17 protein-coding genes are annotated in these 17,149 nt (G+C 66.3%); 3 read left to right on the top strand and 14 right to left on the bottom strand.

The annotated features are described in order from the left end of the window. Genes ACO076_RS07145 through nanR form a run of 5 tightly spaced genes read right to left on the bottom strand, consistent with a single transcriptional unit; the run spans window position 1 to window position 6,238 of the window. On the bottom strand, window positions 1–849 hold the full coding sequence (locus ACO076_RS07145; protein ID WP_421726034.1) for a phosphogluconate dehydrogenase C-terminal domain-containing protein: 849 nt from the start codon (window positions 847–849) through the stop codon (window positions 1–3). Beyond that, complete coding sequence (locus tag ACO076_RS07140) at window positions 846–2,240, bottom strand: four-carbon acid sugar kinase family protein (RefSeq protein ID WP_421726033.1); 1,395 nt, start codon at window positions 2,238–2,240, stop codon at window positions 846–848. Before ACO076_RS07140 ends, ACO076_RS07145 begins: the two co-directional genes overlap by 4 nt. Next, window positions 2,237–3,508 (bottom strand): ribulose-bisphosphate carboxylase large subunit family protein, encoded by a 1,272-nt coding sequence (locus ACO076_RS07135; RefSeq protein WP_421726032.1) that lies wholly within the window; start codon window positions 3,506–3,508, stop codon window positions 2,237–2,239. The genes ACO076_RS07140 and ACO076_RS07135 overlap by 4 nt, the downstream gene beginning before the upstream one ends. Further along, the gene (locus tag ACO076_RS07130) at window positions 3,505–5,436 is read right to left on the bottom strand and encodes a hypothetical protein (RefSeq protein ID WP_421726031.1); all 1,932 of its coding nucleotides are present in this window, start codon (window positions 5,434–5,436) and stop codon (window positions 3,505–3,507) included. Before ACO076_RS07130 ends, ACO076_RS07135 begins: the two co-directional genes overlap by 4 nt. 58 nt (window positions 5,437–5,494) lie before the next feature. Beyond that, entirely contained in the window at window positions 5,495–6,238 is a 744-nt protein-coding gene (nanR, locus tag ACO076_RS07125; RefSeq protein ID WP_421726030.1) for a transcriptional regulator NanR, read from the bottom strand. Window positions 6,239–6,404: 166 nt separating this feature from the next. Between nanR and ACO076_RS07120 the strand changes: the two genes are divergently transcribed. After that, window positions 6,405–7,517 (top strand): iron-containing alcohol dehydrogenase, encoded by a 1,113-nt coding sequence (locus ACO076_RS07120; protein ID WP_421726029.1) that lies wholly within the window; start codon window positions 6,405–6,407, stop codon window positions 7,515–7,517. A gap of 241 nt (window positions 7,518–7,758) precedes the next feature. Here the strand turns inward: ACO076_RS07120 and ACO076_RS07115 are convergent, their stop codons facing one another. The 9 genes from ACO076_RS07115 to ACO076_RS07075 form a co-directional block, all read right to left on the bottom strand. After that, window positions 7,759–8,535: a succinate dehydrogenase iron-sulfur subunit gene (locus ACO076_RS07115; RefSeq protein WP_421726028.1), complete on the bottom strand. Its 777-nt coding sequence runs from the start codon at window positions 8,533–8,535 to the stop codon at window positions 7,759–7,761. Between the two features lie 11 nt (window positions 8,536–8,546). Beyond that, window positions 8,547–8,843 (bottom strand): virulence factor, encoded by a 297-nt coding sequence (locus tag ACO076_RS07110; protein ID WP_421726027.1) that lies wholly within the window; start codon window positions 8,841–8,843, stop codon window positions 8,547–8,549. Window positions 8,844–8,994: 151 nt separating this feature from the next. Further along, a complete protein-coding gene (locus ACO076_RS07105; RefSeq protein ID WP_421726026.1) occupies window positions 8,995–9,432 on the bottom strand; it encodes a DUF3052 domain-containing protein in 438 nt (145 codons plus the stop codon). 27 nt (window positions 9,433–9,459) lie between these two features. Beyond that, a complete protein-coding gene (locus tag ACO076_RS07100) occupies window positions 9,460–10,161 on the bottom strand; it encodes a sulfotransferase family 2 domain-containing protein (protein WP_421726025.1) in 702 nt (233 codons plus the stop codon). Window positions 10,162–10,176: 15 nt separating this feature from the next. Further along, complete coding sequence (locus ACO076_RS07095) at window positions 10,177–10,878, bottom strand: sulfotransferase family 2 domain-containing protein (RefSeq protein ID WP_421726024.1); 702 nt, start codon at window positions 10,876–10,878, stop codon at window positions 10,177–10,179. A gap of 29 nt (window positions 10,879–10,907) precedes the next feature. Then, window positions 10,908–12,737, bottom strand: a complete 1,830-nt coding sequence (gene sdhA, locus ACO076_RS07090) for a succinate dehydrogenase flavoprotein subunit (protein ID WP_421726023.1) — start codon at window positions 12,735–12,737, stop codon at window positions 10,908–10,910. Window positions 12,738–12,745: 8 nt separating this feature from the next. Beyond that, the gene (gene sdhD, locus ACO076_RS07085) at window positions 12,746–13,132 is read right to left on the bottom strand and encodes a succinate dehydrogenase, hydrophobic membrane anchor protein (protein ID WP_421726022.1); all 387 of its coding nucleotides are present in this window, start codon (window positions 13,130–13,132) and stop codon (window positions 12,746–12,748) included. After that, window positions 13,132–13,530, bottom strand: coding sequence for a succinate dehydrogenase, cytochrome b556 subunit (sdhC, locus tag ACO076_RS07080; RefSeq protein ID WP_421726021.1), 399 nt, complete (start codon window positions 13,528–13,530; stop codon window positions 13,132–13,134). Before sdhC ends, sdhD begins: the two co-directional genes overlap by 1 nt. Window positions 13,531–14,036: 506 nt before the next feature. Continuing rightward, a complete protein-coding gene (locus ACO076_RS07075; protein WP_421726020.1) occupies window positions 14,037–14,843 on the bottom strand; it encodes a glycoside hydrolase family 16 protein in 807 nt (268 codons plus the stop codon). 258 nt (window positions 14,844–15,101) lie between these two features. On the opposite strand from ACO076_RS07075, the gene ACO076_RS07070 reads away from it, so the two are divergent. Continuing rightward, a complete protein-coding gene (locus ACO076_RS07070) occupies window positions 15,102–16,550 on the top strand; it encodes a tetratricopeptide repeat protein (RefSeq protein ID WP_421726019.1) in 1,449 nt (482 codons plus the stop codon). Window positions 16,551–16,792: 242 nt separating this feature from the next. After that, the gene (locus ACO076_RS07065) at window positions 16,793–17,005 is read left to right on the top strand and encodes a helix-turn-helix domain-containing protein (protein ID WP_421726018.1); all 213 of its coding nucleotides are present in this window, start codon (window positions 16,793–16,795) and stop codon (window positions 17,003–17,005) included. Window positions 17,006–17,149: the final 144 nt, after the last annotated feature.

Here is a 17,149-nt window from a genome sequence, read left to right as displayed (position 1 = left end):
CTACGCGGTTGGCGGCGGGTCGCAGATATCGTCGACCGACTTCTTGATCGCTTGCGGATCGAAGACCCGGTCCAGCCAGCCGTCCTTGAAGATGACCGGCTTGGCCTGTTCGATGGCGAGCAGTGCGCCATCGGAGAACTTGCCTTCGGGAAAGACCTCGAAGGCGATGGCGAGTTCGATGTTGAGGTGACCGAGGATGAAATCCATCGCCGCCTGGCGGGGCACGCCCTCGGCGACGGCCCGGTCGGCTGCTTCGCGGAGTGCCATGCACAGGGTCGCGCCGACGGTCTCCGACAGCGCCGGTTCGAGGATGGCGATCTGCTCGACCGTGCAGCGGTGGGCGCGATCGACCGGCGCGTAGATAGCCCGGGCGACGGCCTCGCAGCGGGCGTAGTCTTCTTCAGGTCCCTGCATCAACGCACAGACGATGTGCTGTTTGGCGGCGACCCCGCCGAAGAAATCGTTCTGCTTCTCCTGCGTGTCTTCGTAGTTGAAGATCGACGGATGGCAGGGATGGGTGACGAAGTAGGTGACGTCGTCGCGCTTCGGCATCTTGCCGGCGTGCGGGGCCGCAGCGTCGAGAACCAACAGCGCCGTGCCCGGGCGCACCTTGTCGATGATGTCGTGGGCGACCGCACCGATGGCGCGATCGGGCACCGCGAGAACGACCGCATCGGCACCCGACACCGCCTGTCCGGTCTCCACGCAGTCGACACCGACCGCGTCCTTCAAACGCCGGCGCCCCTCTTCGGAAATCTCCACATGGTCGACGGCGAAGTCGGTGTCCTTCAGGTTGGTGGCGAGCCTGACGCCCATCTTGCCGCCGGCACCCAGCAACGCGATCCTCATTCCCGCACTCCTTCTGTCTCGACGGTCGCGCCGCCATTTCTCACCTGCGCGAAATAGTCGGGCGCCCCCATCTGACCGCCCTTCAAGGCGATCTCGAATTCCGCCAAATCCGGATCGTCGCTGTGGGCCCGACAGAGCGCGCCGCCGGTTGCTGCCGGCGCCATCGCAGTCAACGCATAGATGCCCAACGTCGAGGCGCCGTGGCTGGAGGTGTCGCCGCCGGCGATCACCCCACGGCTCAGCCCGGAGTCGCGGAGCACCTGGCCCAGCACCGCGCCGAGGCCCGCGCCGACCCGCTGATTGATCGCTTCGATTGGCTGTCCGGATTGCTCCACCGCGGCGCGGTAGGTCGGGGTCACCGGATCGTCCGGGCCTTCGGCCGAGAACACGATCGGACTCTTGCCGCGACCGATCGCGTCGAGCGCGGAAGCGATCGCCCGTTCGACCTCGGACCGCCACGCAGCTTCGTCGACCGCCAGCGACGGATCGATGCGCAGCGGCTCGAACCCGTGCTCCGCGGCCCACGCGATCTGTCCGGCGGTCACCGGCGAGCACGACCCGGAGACGATCGGCAGCCGGTCGACCGGGTCGGCCAAGGCCGGCGGCGGCACCGGATCGATCAGCCCCGCGGCGCGCCAGTAGGCCACCAGCGCGTACTGAATTCCCTGCGAGCCGATCATGAATTGCCGGTCGGCGCGGTACTCCCAGATCAGTTCGCCGGCGGCGGCGACGCTTATCTCATCCATTGCATCGAGCGCGATGATTGCCGCCCCTGCATCCCGCGCTGCGGTCAATGCCGCGGCGCCGTGTCCGTCCTCGAGCGCGGCGACGTCGACCAGCCCGATCGGCATGTCGGTCTGCCGGGCGAGATGACGGCGCACATCGGCTTCGTCCATCGGCGTCACCGGATGGCGGCTCATGGTCGGGTGCCGGTCGATCCGGTAGACGACCCCGTGCTCGACGGCGAAGAGGTTGCCGAACGCCTGATAACGGCCCATCGCCGGTGCGGCGACGAGCAGCGGATACCAGACGCCGCCGAACGCCGCGGCGCCAAGTTCTGTGGCCCGGCCGATCGACCCGACCGTCGGCGCGGAATCGAAGGTGGAGCACACCTTGTATTGCACCAGCGGCGCCCCGAAAGACGCAAGTGCCCCGTAGATGCGCGGCAGGTTGGCATCCATCCAGTCCGGCGTCTGGGAGCGGGCGATCCCGGCGATACCGAAGCCGCGATAGCCGGCAAATGCCGCCCGCTGCTCGGCCGTCGGGATGTCGAAGAACAAGACGGCCGGCAGCCCGGCGAAGGTCATCACCTCCATCACCGCCGCCGCACCCGTGAAATCGTCGCCATACCAGGCGAGCAACGGTCCATCGGGGAGCGGCGTGGCGGTCATGCCGAATACGCCTCCAGCGCTCGGGCGAGTTCTGGTCGGGTCGCAGCGTAGTCGGGCAGCGACTGTCCGGCGAGCGCCGCTTCCCACCCCTGCTTAAGGCTGGCGACGCCGGCCGCCGTCCCGTCGGGATGGCCCATAATCCCTCCACCGGCCGCGTAGATCAGATCGGCCGAGCCGAGCGCGGCATAGGTGTCGACGATCTGGCCGGCCGACTGGCCGGAAGAGAACACCGGCATCACCGTCATCGGGTGACCGGCGAACATCGGCGTCAGGCAGGTCCGCGCCGAGGCGATGACGCTGTCATCCGGTTCGCAGAACTTGTTGCGAAGGCCATTGACGTGCATGTGGTCGGCGCCCGCCAGCCGCCAGATCTTCTGCCACGCGACATACGACCAGCCGAGCGACGGATCGCGAGAGAGATACCCCCAGCCGTTGCGGTGGGCGTGGATCGGCAACTGCGTATGTCGGGCGAGCTCGACCATGCCGACCACGCCGACCGAGTTGAGGCTCGCCATGATGCAGGTCCCGCCGAGCTCGGCGACCAGGTCGTGACGGCGCCGCATTGGATCGAGCTCGCCGGTCAGGTTGAACGCGTACATCACCTTCTTCCCGGTCCGCTCGGCGTGATCGTTGATCACCGCCATCACCGCCTTTGCCCGGTCCACGAACGGACAGGTCGGCCCGTCGGCCTGTAGCTCGTCGTCCTTGATGAAATCGATTCCGGCCTCGACCAGGGTGCGGGTCAGGTCGGCGGTGCCCGCCGCGTCGAGCCCGACGCTCGGCTTGATGATGGTGCCGATCAGCGGCCGGTCAGCGACCCCGGCGAGCCGCCGGGTCCCCGCGACGCCGAACCCGGGACCGGGATAGGCGTCGGCAAAGGCGGTCGGCAGCCGGATATCGGTGATCCGCAAGCCGGAGAACTGTTTCAGCTCGAACAGGTTGCCGGCGACGGTCGCTATCAGATTGGGCAGCGACGGCCCGAGATTGTCGAGCGGCCAGGAAAGCGTCGTCCGCGCCCGAACGATCCGGTCGGCCGGCCGGCCGGCGCCGGGGAGCGACGGCGTTGCCACCTCGCCGACCACCTCCAGCGTTTCGACCCGCGCGGCCGAGCGCGCCTTCAGCTCCGGTGTCTCGCCGGGGACGGCAACGAAGGTTCCCGACGATTGCTCGCCGGCCATCACCTCGGCGGCCGCCGCCGGGTCGTAGGCGGTCTCGATCAGATAGTCCGCCTCGATCCGGGTCGGATCCCGCGGCGCGGCGGCGCTCATCCCGGCGCTCCGGGCAAATCGACGAAGGCGACCGCAAAGGGTCCGAGCGCGATCGCGGCACCCTCGTTTGCTGCGGCCCGATCAAGCCAAGCGGCGTCGCGGATCGCCGCATCGAATGTCGAGGTGTCGAGTAGCCGGTAATGCGATGGCTCCGGCAGCGTCACGGTCGCAGCGTCGCTGCCGACGTTCGCCAGCACCAGCCGAACCCCGCCGTCGTGCTCGGCGGCAAAGCCATGCACCGACACCGGCAGGCCCATTACGGTGAACCGTGGTTTCCCGGCGAGTTCGGCCGCCGCCCGGATCACATGATAGAGCGGGTAGACCACTGCATCCGAAGCCTCGTCGTAGAGCGGCCGCGGCGTATCGGCTCCATCGCTGACGATCCCGAACGGGCCACCGGGGGCCGCCGGCGCCAGCGCCTCGACCGCCGATCCCGCCGTCGCGGCCAGCGCCCCAACCGCCCATGCCGCGGCAAACAGGCCACGCTGGCGCGGATCGTCCATCGCCATGGTCTGGCGAATCTGATCGGCGTTTCCGGCGACCGCGGCGCCATAAGGGTTCGACCGCATCGCAAGCGAGACGAGGCCGAGGCGATAGGGCTTGCCGCCGGCGAGCGCCTCGGCGCTGGCGAAGATGTGCGGCAGTGTCTCCAGCGTCTCGATCACCGACCGATCGTCGGCCGCATGGACAATAGCGGCGGTGCCGTGGCTGACATAGTCGACGGTCGCCGGATCGGGGCGGCACCGATTGAACTCGGTGAAGTTGGTGAGCATGCCGCCGCCGACATGCGCGTCGGCGAACACGACCCGTGCCGCCCGCGCAACGTCATCGGGCGTGGCGCCTTCCGGCCACGGACCCGACGGCTGGTGACTGTCGAGATAGCCGGCCGGCAGCGCGATTACCCGCTCCGGCTTCAGCCCCGCCGAGTCGAGCGCCGCCCGCGCCAGTTCCAGCGCGGCGGTCGGGTCGCCGGCCTGCGGCACGACGATCTCAACGTCGACGCCGGCACCAAGGCCGCGTGTCATCTCGGCCGCCGCGCCCAGGAAGACAGGATCGTGATCCGGCCCGGTCCGGACCAGCAGGCGGCGGATACCGGCGGCCTGCACCAGCGACGTCGCTTCCGATGGCCCCAGCCATCCGGCCTCGAGCGCCAGGGCAATCTCCGGAAACGGCGCATCGCCGGGCGTCACGTGGATCGCTTCGCCGGTTGCCCCACGTCCGGTCGCGGCCGGTTTCCCCGACACGGTGATCGCAACAGTCTGGTCGACCGTCTCGCCGGCCTTGATCGCATAGGTGAACGGCACCACCAGCGGGTGGCAATACGTCTTGTAGGACGCGTCCGACCAGTTGCGCTGGTCCTCCATTTCGAAGGTGTCGCCGGTGAAGGCGATGTCGACCGAAACGCCACGGACCGCATAGGCGAGGCCAACGATGTCGAGCGCCGGCTGGCCCGGCGAAATGGTATCGGGAAACGCGGTCGCTTCGGCGCTGCCATCGGAGTGGCGCACCGTCAGCGGCTCGCCCGCCACGTCCTGGATCGGGTGCAGGACGGTGAACCCGGCGCGGTTGGTGGCGAAGTCGCGCGTCGCGGTCATCGCCAGCTTGGCATCGATCCGCCCGTCCGACGTGGCGCGTATCGTCAACACGCTCCTGAGAGCGCCGTCGCCGATAGTGAAGACGAGCCGATAGGTGAAGGACTCAGCGTCCTGGTCGGCGGATTCCTCGACGACGGTCTGCTGGAAGGTGACCCAGTCCGGGTCGCGCATCGGCCAGGAGATCGCCCGCACGACTTCGACACCGCGCCACGACAATCCCCGCAGGGCTTCGGCGTCGAGCGTGAAGGAGAGGTCGCCAAGCACGACCGATCGCGGCGGCGGAACGGCCTCGGTCGTTCCGAAAATCGCTACGCCGTCTCGGTCGCCCGTCACGGCCATCCTCCCGGTCTTTTCGCTTTGGATTAATGATTATGCCAGTTGGGCGCCGAGATCAACCGCGGCGTTCGCCGCTCCCGCCTCGGTTCGATGCCGCGCGGCTATAGAGCGCGTTGGCCCGGCCGAGGTGATCGGCCATCGCCTTACCCGCCCGTTCGGGATCGCGGCTCTCGATCGCGGCGATGATGCCGCGATGCTCCTCGATGGTGAGTTTCTCCAGTCCCGGCACCCGCACCAGGTCCATATGGAATTCGACCAGCCACCCGAACAGAGCCTCGCTCAGCGACGAAAAGATCGGGTTGCCCGAAATCGCCGCGATCTCACGGTGAAACTGACCGTCATATTCGAGGAACCGCGGGGAATCGGCGCTCGCCGCCTCCTGATCGTCGACGATCCGGCTGAGGCGGGCGATGTCGGTGGCGGCGTGCTTGCGTGCGGCAACCCGGGCCATCTCCCGCTCGAACGTCGCGCGCGCTTCCTTGAGATGTTCGAGGTTCGCCGGCGAGTGCATCAGCAGATGACGCATGGTCTCGCCCATCTGGTCGACCATCCGGCCGATCGACGGTTCCGCCACCCGCGGCCGCTCGCCGTGCTTGATCTCGATCAGCCCCATCCGCTGGAGGTTCTGCATCGCCTCGCGGATCGCCGGCCGGCCGACCTCGTAGATCCGCATCAGTTCCCGCTCCGACGGCAGCCGGTCGCCGGGGGCGTAGTTCGGCCCGCGGATGAGGGCGAGCAGGCGGTCCTGGATGTCGTCGGAAAGCTTGCGGCGGCGGATGGGCGCTTCGGCCTTGGTCATCATACCACTATGTGGGCGGATTTCACGTCGTGATGCAAGCGTCTTGTCGGGAAAGGTGATGCGGCAGCGCTCGGCGGGGCCGCGTCAGCGCCCGAGCAGGCGGCCATCCCCGGTTGACGCCCATAGCCGTCCCGCGCCACACCGCTCCCCAGGGAGGGCAGCGCCCATGGCCATCATCAACTATCTCACCCGAGTCGCCTTCGATTTCGGCGAAGTCGTGAAAACCCCGGCCTATGCCGCGGAACTCAGCATCGCAACGCCGCTGGTGGTCACCGATCCGGGCTTGACCGAAATCGGCCTGGTCGACCGTCTGCTCGACGCTTTCGATGTTCGCCCGGCCCTCTTCGATGCGACACCGGCCAATCCCACCGAGGACGCCGTCCTCGCGGCTTTCGACGTCTATCGCGCCAACGCCTGCGACGGGATCATCGCCTTTGGTGGCGGCTCGTCCATCGATCTCGCCAAGGGTGTCCGCCTGCTCACCGGCCATCCGCCGCCGCTGGCCCAATACGCGGCGATCGAGGGCGGCATGGCCAGGATCGGCGGCGACATTTGCCCGCTGATCGCGGTTCCCACCACCGCCGGTACCGGCTCGGAGGTCGGTCGCGGCGCGATCATCACGCTCGCCGATGGCCGCAAGCTTGGCATCCTGTCGCCGCACATGCTGCCGAGCCTGGCGGTCTGCGATCCCGAGCTGACGCTCGGCCTCGGGCCGTTCCTCACCGCGGCGACCGGCATGGATGCGCTCTCCCATTGCCTGGAGACCTACATGTCGGCGGCGGTCAATCCGCCTGCTGACGCCATTGCCCTCGATGGGCTGCGCCGCGGTGTCGCCGCTCTGCCCCGCGCCGTCGAGGACGGCACGGACCGCGATGCCCGCTGGAACATGATGATGGCGGCGACCGAAGGGGCGATGGCATTTCAGAAAGGCCTCGGCGCCATCCATTCGCTCACCCATCCGATGGGCACGCTCGGTGACGGGTCCCTCCACCACGGCACCCTCAACGCCATCCTGGCGCCTGCGGTGCTGCGCTTCAATCGCCCGGCGATCGGCGACAAGTGGGACGTCCTCGCCGGCATATTAGGCGATCCGCCGGACGAGGCGATAGCCGCCGTCAACCACCGGATCGGCATCCCGAGTGGGCTCCGGGCCCTGGGTGTCACCCCGGCCGACTGCGACGCAATTGCCGTCGCCGCCACCAAGGATCACTGCCACGCCACCAATCCCCGCATCGCCACGGTGGCCGAGTACCGGGCGATTCTGGAGGAGGCGTTTTAGGGGCTGTCTCGTTGCCCAAGGCCTAAGGTTGCTGCGTCCTTCGAGGCTCGGGCTCACGCCCTCGCACCTCAGGATGAGATCGGTGGACTTTGGCTGGCTGTTGATCGCACGACCCATCCGCCAAGACCTCCAACACCGTCATGCTGAGGCGCTCCGCGCTAGCGGAGCCTCGAAGCACGCAGCGCCGTGTGAGCATCAGCGCGGAGCCTCGAAGCACAAACCACCGCCCACGACACAAGCGCTAGTAGTGGCGCTCGATCATCATCTTCTTGACCTCGGCGATCGCCTTCGCCGGGTTGAGGCCCTTCGGGCAGGTCTGGGCGCAGTTGAGGATCGTATGGCAGCGGTAGAGGCGGAAGGGGTCCTCCAGGTCGTCGAGCCGCGATCCGGCCGCCTCGTCGCGCGAGTCGCTCAGCCATCGATAGGCCTGCAACAGCACCGCCGGACCGAGATACCGGTCGCCGTTCCACCAGTAGGAGGGGCACGCGGTCGAGCAGCAGGCACACAGGATGCATTCGTAGAGACCGTCGAGCCGATCGCGATCTTCCGGCGACTGGCGCCACTCCTTCTGCGGTGTCGGCGTCTCGGTCTGGAGCCACGGGTCGATCGACCGGAGCTGCGCGTAGAAATTGGTGAGGTCGGGCACCAGGTCTTTGACCACCGGCAGGTGCGGTAGCGGGTAGATGGTGATCGGCCCGCTGATGTCGTCCATCGCCTTGGTGCAGGCCAGTGTGTTGGTCCCGTCGATGTTCATGGCACACGAGCCGCATACCCCTTCCCGGCAGGACCGCCGGAAGGTGAGGGTCGGGTCGACGGTGTTCTTGATCCAGATCAGGCCGTCCAGAACCATCGGTCCGCAATCGTCGGTATCGACCGTATAGGTGTCCACCTGCGGATTGTCGGGCGCGTCCGGATTGTAGCGATAGACCCGGAAATCGCGCTGGGTGCCGCCCGCCGGTTTCTCCCACACCTTGCCGGGCATGACCCGCGAGTTCTTGGGAAGGGTGATTTCAGCCATATTCGCAATACCTATTTCGAGGCCTGTTCGATAGCGGGCGTCAGGTCGTTGTTCTCCTCGATCCGCAGCATCCGAATATCTCGGACAGACGCGCTGAACCAAGGATATGTTCGTGTGAGATCCTGAACCGCCAGGACGCAGGTGACGGCTGTTACGTCTTCATCGCCGAAATAGACACTGCCCTGTTGCCAATCAAAGCCGTGACCGCGCAGGGCATTGCGAATGTCGGTGTAGGCATTGCGCCAACCGGCGGCTCCGTAGCTTGCTTCAAGAACTTGCGTGTCCAAGTCGAAGGTTATGGCATACATGCTCCCTCGCCCTCGCCGGTTGTCGCCGATCCCGCGACGGTTCGAACGCAAATCGGCTCGTAGGCGCCAATCACGTCTGGCGGCCGCTGTAGGCGACGGAGCTTCAACAGATTGCCGCATCACTGACCTTTCGCCGATGTTCTGAACATACCTAGCGTCGCTCCTTGCGGATGACCAGCTTCAAGCCAGACCAAACCGCGTCGATCGCCGCGACCTTGACGTCGACGAGGTCGAGCCTCAGCGCCGCGCTGCGCACCACGTCCTCGGTCACATCGGTCGGCACCTTCGCGGCCTTCTTGGGCCAGGAAATCCAGATCATCCCGTCGCGGCGGATCGCCGCCTGAAGCATCGGCAGCCCGGCTGCCAATTCCTCGGCGCTGGCCGTAAACGCGTGGATCAGGTCGAACGTTTCGGGCTTCAGCGGCGTCGTCCAGGTGTCGGCGCGAGTCACCGTGCCGAAGTCCGGCCACGCCGCCAGCGACTCGCATGCGCGGGGCAGCGCAACGAATGCCGCCGTCATCCCGGGCTTGAAGCCGAGCTTCGCCGAAATCGGCTTGCCGGAGTAACCTGCCGTCTCCGCGGTAGTCATCCGCACACCCCGCCGGCAGCCACGACGTCAGAAGGCATAGCCGAACGCCTCGATTTCCTTGGCATACCAACGCCCGACGATCGCTGCCGTCCGCTCGGAGTAGTAGCTGCGATAGCCATGTCCATCTGGCCGGTGCTCGCCCCGCACCCGGGGTAGCGCGATCGTCTTGGGCAGGCCGAGTCGTTCGGCTAACCCCCGGCAGGCGTTGTCGAGATCCTCGTAGCGGAGCACGTCATCGACCGCGATCGCGTCGTCGATGGTGTAGATGCGCCAATTGTCGAGGCGGACATGGTGCACTCGCCGCAGGATCGGTGACGTGATGTAGGCGTCGAAGCTCTTCGGCGACAGGCCACGTTTTTCGCGGCGGTTGGCCCGGTGAAAATAGTTGGAGACCTGCCTGTCCCATGGATTGCGTTCCACCGCGAACTTGAAATAGCCGCGCCACACATCGTCCCCGACCAACGCGCGGACCTGCGCGGCGGGCATATGCGCGTAGTAACCACCGAGCGCCGGAAACCGGCGCTTGAACGCCTTCGGCACATCGATATGGCGTCCGATCAGGCCGGGGTCCGGCTTGCGACCGATCGGCTTGTTCGTCTTGGGGTGGCGGCGCGGTCCGACGATGATGTCATCCGGCCCGCAAAACGGCGCCAGCGCGTGGTGGAGGCTGGTCCCGGCGGTCTTCTCGGTTTTGAGGAAGATGAACCGGTGCTTGTGGCTGACGATCACGACGCGCCTGCCATCTTAAAACGTCCACCCAAAGGCGTCGATCTCGCGCTTGTACCAGTCGGCGACCAGCGCGCGGGTCTCCTCGTCATAGTAGTCCCGGTACGGTCGCCGGTCCTTCCTCGTGTGCGATTTGGCGCTTGGCAGGGTGACAGGTTCGGCAATCCCGAGTTCGGACCGAATCGCCTGGAGTTCCGCGTCAAGGTTTTCATAGCGGATCACCCGGTCGACGACGATCTCGTCGTTGATCGTATAGGTCCACCAGTTCTTCATCCGCGCCGAGCGGAACGCCTTGCCGCTGTGCCGGCGCGAAAGCATGAAGCTTCGGAAATCCGGCTGTGGTTTGCTCTTCCGCGTTCGCCAGAAATAGAACGATACCTGCCGGTCCCACGGATTGCGCTCGATGGTGAACTTGTAGAAGTCGTTCCAGACGTCGTCGCCGGCGAGCCGGCGAATCTGCCTGGCCGGCATGTGATTGTAGTAGCCGTAGAATTGCGGAAAGTGATGCCGGAACTCACCGGGAAGCTTGATTCCGAAGTGGCCGATCCCGAGCGCGTAGTTCCGGGCCGGCGACAATTTGCGTTTGCGCTCCTCCTTGCGGCTGAGCGGCGCCAGGATGTCGTCCGGCCCGCAGGCCGGCGACAACGCCAGTTCGGTGCTGGTGCTGCCGGTCTTGGCGGTGCGCAGAAAGATGAACCGATACTTGCGGCTGAGGATCATGCGGCTCGGTCCGGAGAGCGCCTGAAGGGCTAGTACACCCGCGCCTTCGGTTCGATGTACTGGACGTCGTTCGACAGCGTATAGGTGTGCACCGGCCGGTCGTCGAGTCGCACCGTCTGTTGTTCCGGATCGATGAACGCCAGCGTGTGTTTCATCCAATCCTGATCGTCCCGGTCCGGATAATCCTCGCGAGCGTGGGCACCGCGGGACTCGGTCCGGTTCAGCGCCGACTCGACCGTCACCACCGCCTGGGCGATCAGGTTGTCGAACTCCAGCGTCTCGACCAGGTCGGAGTTCCAGATCAGCGACCGGTCGGTGACCCGGATATCGTCGCTGCCCGACCAGATCGCGTGCACTCGGTCGCGCCCCTGGGCGAGCACGTCGCCGGTGCGGAACACCGCGCAGTCCTCCTGCATCGCCATCTGCATGTCGAGGCGGAGCTTGGCCGTCGGCGTGCCGCCATCGGCGTTGCGGAAGCGGTCGAGCCGTCCGACGGCGAGGTCGCCGGCGTCCTTCGGCAGGTCCCGGTGCTTTTCACTGGAATCGATCGTCTCGCCGCATCGTAGTCCCGCGGCGCGACCGAACACCACCAGGTCGATCAGCGAATTCGAGCCGAGCCGATTGGCGCCGTGCACCGAGACGCAGGCCGCCTCGCCGATCGCCATCAGCCCCGGCACCACCTGATCCGGGTCGCCATTGACCTTGGTCAGCACCTCGCCGTGATAATTGGTCGGGATGCCGCCCATGTTGTAGTGGACCGTCGGCAGCACCGGGATCGGGTCGCGGGTCACATCGACGCCAGCGAAGATGCGTGCCGATTCGGAGATGCCCGGCAGGCGGTGATGGATCACGTCGGGATCGAGGTGCGACAGGTGCAGGTGGATGTGGTCCTTGGTGTCTCCGTGGCCGCGACCTTCGCGGATCTCGATGGTCATCGCCCGGCTGACCACGTCCCGCGAGGCGAGGTCCTTGGCGCTCGGCGCATAGCGCTCCATGAACCGCTCGCCTTCGGCGTTGGTGAGATAGCCGCCCTCGCCGCGCACGCCCTCGGTGATCAGCACGCCGGCGCCGTAGACCCCGGTGGGGTGGAACTGGACGAACTCCATGTCCTGCAGCGGCAACCCGGCGCGCAGCACCATGGCGTTGCCGTCGCCGGTACAGGTGTGGGCCGAGGTGCAGGAGAAATAGGCGCGGCCGTAGCCGCCGGTGGCGAGCACCGTCTTGTGGGCGCGGAAGCGGTGCAGTGATCCGTCCTCGAGGCACAGCGCCACCACCCCGCGGCAGGCGCCATCCTCCATGATCAGGTCGATGGCGAAATACTCGATGAAGAACTCGGCCGAGTGGCGCAGCGACTGGCCGTAGAGGGTGTGAAGGATGGCGTGGCCGGTGCGGTCGGCGGCGGCGCACGTGCGCTGGGCGATCCCCTTGCCGTAGTCGGTGGTCATGCCGCCGAACGGGCGCTGGTAGATCTTGCCTTCCTCGGTGCGGCTGAACGGCACGCCGAAATGGTCGAGCTCATAGACGGCGGCCGGCGCTTCGCGGCACAGATATTCGATCGCGTCCTGGTCGCCGAGCCAGTCCGATCCCTTGACGGTGTCGTACATGTGCCAGCGCCAGTCGTCTTCGCCCATATTGCCGAGCGCGGCGGAGATTCCCCCTTGCGCGGCCACTGTATGCGAGCGGGTCGGAAAGACCTTGGAGATGCAGGCGGTCTTGAGACCCGCCTGGCTGGCGCCGAGCGCCGCGCGCAGGCCGGCGCCGCCGGCGCCGACCACCACCACGTCGAAGGTGTGATCGGTAAACGGATAGGCCCGACCATTGACGCCGGGCGCTTCGGAACCGTTCGAACCGTCTGCCATTTCCGACTTCAGCCTCCGAAGGCGAGCTTGAGGATCGCGAACAAGCTGACGGCGCCGACCGCGATCGAGAAGAAGGTGTTGGTGACCATCGCCAGTTGCCGCCGCACGGCACCGTGGACGTAATCCTCGATCACCACCTGCATGCCGAGACGCATGTGGACGGTCACCGACACCACCATCAGCGCCAGAACTATAGCGACCAGCGGCGATGACAAGACGTCGACGACCCTGCGATAGCCTTCGTCGGCGACCTTGATGGCGATGATGATGAAGCCGATGGTGAGCGGGATGTTGGCGAGCGCGGTGAGCCGTTGGCGCCAGTAGGCTTCCGTGCCCGACTTGGCCGAACCGAGGCCGAGCACCCGGTGGAGCGGCGTGCGCATCGTGTCGGCCATCACGCCACCGCCACGCCGATGATCCACACGATCACGGTCAGCACGCCCGAGCCGACGATCGTCGCCAGCGCCAGCTGGTCGCGCGCCGGTTTGCCAAGGCCACGACCGGTATCCCAGATGAAATGGCGGAGGCCGCCGAGCATGTGGTGGAGCAGCGACCAGGTCAGACCAAACAGGACGACCAGCCCGACCCAGGAGCCGAGCAGGCCGTTGATGAAGACGAACGCGCCGCGGCCGGTCGCGGCGGCGAGCAGCCACCAGGCGAGCAGCGCCATCCCCACATAGAGTGCGATTCCCGTGGCCCGATGGAAGATCGACATTACCATCGTCAGGTGCCAGTGGTAGATCTGGATATGGGGCGAAACCGGCCGGTTTGCCTTGGTTTCCGCGCTCGACATGGCTCCCCTTCAGCGACCAACGAACCACATTGGAATCTGGAGAGGTTCTAGCGCTGATATTGCAGCGCGTCAAAAAAGCGGGTGGCGCCAGTCCCTCTCCCCTTGCGGGAGAGGGCAGGGTTGCCTTGGCGAGGCACGAGCCTTTAGGCAAACCGGGTGAGGGGTGAGATTCGCCACGCATCATCGGCGTCGTTCGACACCCCTCACCCTTGCGGGCCTAAGCGTCTCGGCCGCGTTCCGCGACCTGCGACGCCAACGCCGCAAGCCCTCTCCCGCAAGGGGAGAGGGAAGTCGCGCCGGCCTGTTGTGCGCGTCCTTCGAGGCTCGGGGTCACGCCCACGCACTCCCGATCGGGTCGGGGGCAGGCTCTCAAGATGAGGTCGTAACTCGCTCGACCCGGAACGTCCCACGCCATCGACTCACCGGCCTCCCTCATGCTGAGGACCTGCGCGTCAGCGGAGCCCGGAAGCACGCGCGACACGCCCCTCACCCCCGCCAAGCAAACCTCAGCCCGCCCGCCGGTAGCCCCGCACGCTGTCGACGGTGAAAGTCGGCAGATGACGGGGACCAGCAGACGCCTGCGTCGCCGGCAACGCAAAGACGCCGAGCATCAACTGCATCGGATAGTCCGGGCTCTGTGAGACCCGGCCGAGTTCCTTGTTGTCGAGGAAGAAGGCCACCCCGTCCGGCGTCCACTCCGCGGTGTAGATATGAAAGTCCGCCGGATCGAACGGCAGCGTGTCGGTACGAAGATCGCCGTCCTTTAGCTTCGGATCGGTGATCGGCTTGATCCCGTAGCAGAGCTCGGCCGTGTCGGCCGTGACTCCCTTGCCGAACACCTCGCAGATGGTGATCTCGCCGGACCGGCCCGGTTCGTCCTCGAAGCCGATGGTCCACAGCGCCGCGAGATCGTCACGGCCAAGGTCCATCTTCGCCCGCATCTCGATCAGACCGTAATGCGGCAGGTAGAGCTTTTGGGTTTCCTGTGCCTCCCGCACGGTCAATCCGGGGGCGAACCGGTGCTGGCCGACCGGGCTCCCCACCGGGCCGGAGAACTGGCCGGTCTGGAGCACGGACGAGCGCAGGTCCCCGTCGGTCTCCGGCTTGGCCGGCTTCTGGTCCGCGGCGATGAAGAGGGTCAGCGCCGCGTCGGCCACCGTGTAGCGCGCCGCCGACGCCGCCCGCGAGCTCCAGTGCGGCAGGTCGTAAGGCCACCACTTGGACGGGTCGAGGCTGTCGCCTGCAAACGTATCCTCGAATGCGAGGACATATCCGGCGCGCTCGCGCGGATTGGGCGGGGTGTCGGCGGGCATGGCACGTCTCCTGAAAATGCGACGATCCATGCCGCGATCCCCGTCCGCCATCAATGCCCGTATGACGCCGCTCCTGACACCCTCATGGCGGGAGGGGTGGGTACCGGGAGGAGCCATCAGCGCCAATTGCCCGAACAGCCAGCACTAACCTATGCTGAACAGAATCGCATCGACACTAGCCAAACGCGAATGAACTGGTTTGAGCGCCTCTGGCACTGGTTTTCCGCGCTGCCCGCGAACGAGCAGGTGACTTGGGTTGTGACAACGGTCATCCCGGCGGCTGTTGCGATTTACGCTGTGATTGCCTTCTTCGCGGGACGCTGGCCGTTCAAACGCGAGCCTCCGCCGGGCCCCACTCCGCCTGTCCCCGCCCCGCCAACTGAGGGTCAAATCCTCGGGGCCTTTCACGACCTTCCCGCCGAGCAACGCGCCAGCCTGCTGGCGGCACTCAATCGGATTCACGATTCACCACCAGGTGACACCAGGGCGGAGCGACAGGAAATAGCCGAGGCTGCGGAGGTGGGGCTCGAGGGTGATCTCACGGACATAAGGGATCTCCTGACGCAACGGTACCAGGAACTCGCCGCCCAGGCCGGCGACGTTGACAGAGCTTTGGCTCGCGCTGCCCGTGACCTCGCCGCGATCGTCTCGCCGACCGACCGGAGCAATGCCCTGGCCCTTTATCGGGAAGCCGCGGAGCGCGACCCGGACGACTTCTGGGGGTGGATCGAACTGGGCCGCGCGGCGAGGGACTGCGAAACACTCGATAGCGCGACGGTCGCCTTCGATCGTGCCATAGCGCTTGCGCAACAGCGCGAAGACGACCGCGATATCGCCGTCGCGCAAGAAGCCAAGGGGATCGTGTCGATTGCTCTCGGTGACCTAAGCGGAGCCGAAGAACACCTTGCCGCGGTCCAGGCCGCGATGGAACGCAGAGCCAAAGCGGTGCCTGCCGATACGAACAGGCAGCGCGACCTGTCCGTCAGTCACAACAACATCGCTGATGCCCTCGTCGCCCAGGGCAAGCGAGAAGAGGCTCTCGTTCACTATCGGCACGATCTCGCCATAGCCAAACGGCTCGCCGAAAGCGATCCGGCCAACACGGAGTGGCAGCGCGATCTGTCCGTCAGCTATGACAGGATCGGCGATGTCCTCGTTGACCAGGGCAAGCGCGACGAAGCCCTCGCCCGCTATCGGGACGGCCTCGCCATCCGCCAACGCCTCGTCGAAAGCGATCCGGCCAACACCCAATGGCAGCGCGACCTCTCCATCAGCCACAACAAGATCGGCGATGTCCTCGTTGACCAGGGCAAGCGCGACGAAGCCCTCGCCCGCTATCGGGACGGCCTCGCCATCCGCCAACGCCTCGTCGAAAGCGATCCGGCCAACACCCAATGGCAGCGCGACCTCTCCATCAGCCACGAGAGGATCGCCGATGTCCTCGTCGCGCAGGGCAAGCGCGACGAAGCCCTCGCACGCTATCGGGACGGCCTCGCCATCGCCCAACGCCTTGCCGAAAGCGATCCGGCCAACACGGAGTGGCAAGTCGACGCCGCCAAGAGCCTGGCGAGGCTGTCCGAGTTGACGCGGGACGAGAAACAAAAGGCCGACGCTGTCGCAATCCTGGAGAACCTGGATCGGGATGGCCGGCTCTCGCCGAGGGACCGCGATCTTCTCGACCACCTCCGCCAACCATCCCTTCCATAGCCATCACCACGTCGCCTGCCGGGCTCCGCCCTCCAACCAACACGCCACACGAGATCACCGATCGCAGCTGGGAAAAAGTGGGTGGGGCCTGCTTCCCTTTGGGATAGCGACAAACGCCGCTGCCCAATGCGAGCGTCCGCTAATGTCGCTCGTCTCAAGGGTATCTTTTTAGTTCGAACCGGGCTATTCGACTGGCTATTCGTCGGCCTTGCTCTTACCCTTCCCAAAAAAGGAGACCGGTTTTGACCCCACTGGATATTGGCAGAGTCGTTCGCGAAGCCCGCGAGCAAAAGGGACTGAGCCAGGACGAACTTGCGGCCACCGCCAATGTTCGCACGAAGTTCCTGGCGAAGCTCGAGGACGGCGATACCTCCGGCCAGGTCGCGAAGGCGCTGGCGGTCCTCGACTCGCTCGGCATCAAGGTCAGCCTGCAGCCGCCCGGTGGCGCTGACTGACCACGACGTTTCGACGTCGACGCGGAAGGCGATGACCGTCGGCCAAGCGGCCGGCGGGTGATATACACTGCATGTTCACCCCCATAGTCGAGGCTGCGAGACCGTCCGGGCTCCGTGACCGACGGAGCCCTTTCTGATTTCAGA

The organism is Bauldia sp., assembly GCF_965232525.1.
Taxonomy (GTDB): domain Bacteria; phylum Pseudomonadota; class Alphaproteobacteria; order Rhizobiales; family Kaistiaceae; genus Bauldia.
The sequence above is the reverse complement of the archived record's forward strand: the minus strand, read 5'-3'. Positions and strand labels throughout refer to the sequence as shown.

What these genes read in the sequence shown, in the direction of transcription:
- ACO076_RS07145 (WP_421726034.1), bottom strand. Translation starts at nt 849, where the DNA reads ATGAGGATCGCGTTGCTGGGTGCCGGCGGCAAGATGGGCGTCAGGCTC.
- ACO076_RS07140 (WP_421726033.1), bottom strand. Translation starts at nt 2,240, where the DNA reads ATGACCGCCACGCCGCTCCCCGATGGACCGTTGCTCGCCTGGTATGGC.
- ACO076_RS07135 (WP_421726032.1), bottom strand. Translation starts at nt 3,508, where the DNA reads ATGAGCGCCGCCGCGCCGCGGGATCCGACCCGGATCGAGGCGGACTAT.
- nanR (WP_421726030.1), bottom strand. Translation starts at nt 6,238, where the DNA reads ATGACCAAGGCCGAAGCGCCCATCCGCCGCCGCAAGCTTTCCGACGAC.
- ACO076_RS07120 (WP_421726029.1), top strand. Translation starts at nt 6,405, where the DNA reads ATGGCCATCATCAACTATCTCACCCGAGTCGCCTTCGATTTCGGCGAA.
- ACO076_RS07115 (WP_421726028.1), bottom strand. Translation starts at nt 8,535, where the DNA reads ATGGCTGAAATCACCCTTCCCAAGAACTCGCGGGTCATGCCCGGCAAG.
- ACO076_RS07110 (WP_421726027.1), bottom strand. Translation starts at nt 8,843, where the DNA reads ATGTATGCCATAACCTTCGACTTGGACACGCAAGTTCTTGAAGCAAGC.
- ACO076_RS07105 (WP_421726026.1), bottom strand. Translation starts at nt 9,432, where the DNA reads ATGACTACCGCGGAGACGGCAGGTTACTCCGGCAAGCCGATTTCGGCG.
- ACO076_RS07095 (WP_421726024.1), bottom strand. Translation starts at nt 10,878, where the DNA reads ATGATCCTCAGCCGCAAGTATCGGTTCATCTTTCTGCGCACCGCCAAG.
- sdhA (WP_421726023.1), bottom strand. Translation starts at nt 12,737, where the DNA reads ATGGCAGACGGTTCGAACGGTTCCGAAGCGCCCGGCGTCAATGGTCGG.
- sdhD (WP_421726022.1), bottom strand. Translation starts at nt 13,132, where the DNA reads ATGGCCGACACGATGCGCACGCCGCTCCACCGGGTGCTCGGCCTCGGT.
- sdhC (WP_421726021.1), bottom strand. Translation starts at nt 13,530, where the DNA reads ATGTCGAGCGCGGAAACCAAGGCAAACCGGCCGGTTTCGCCCCATATC.
- ACO076_RS07075 (WP_421726020.1), bottom strand. Translation starts at nt 14,843, where the DNA reads ATGCCCGCCGACACCCCGCCCAATCCGCGCGAGCGCGCCGGATATGTC.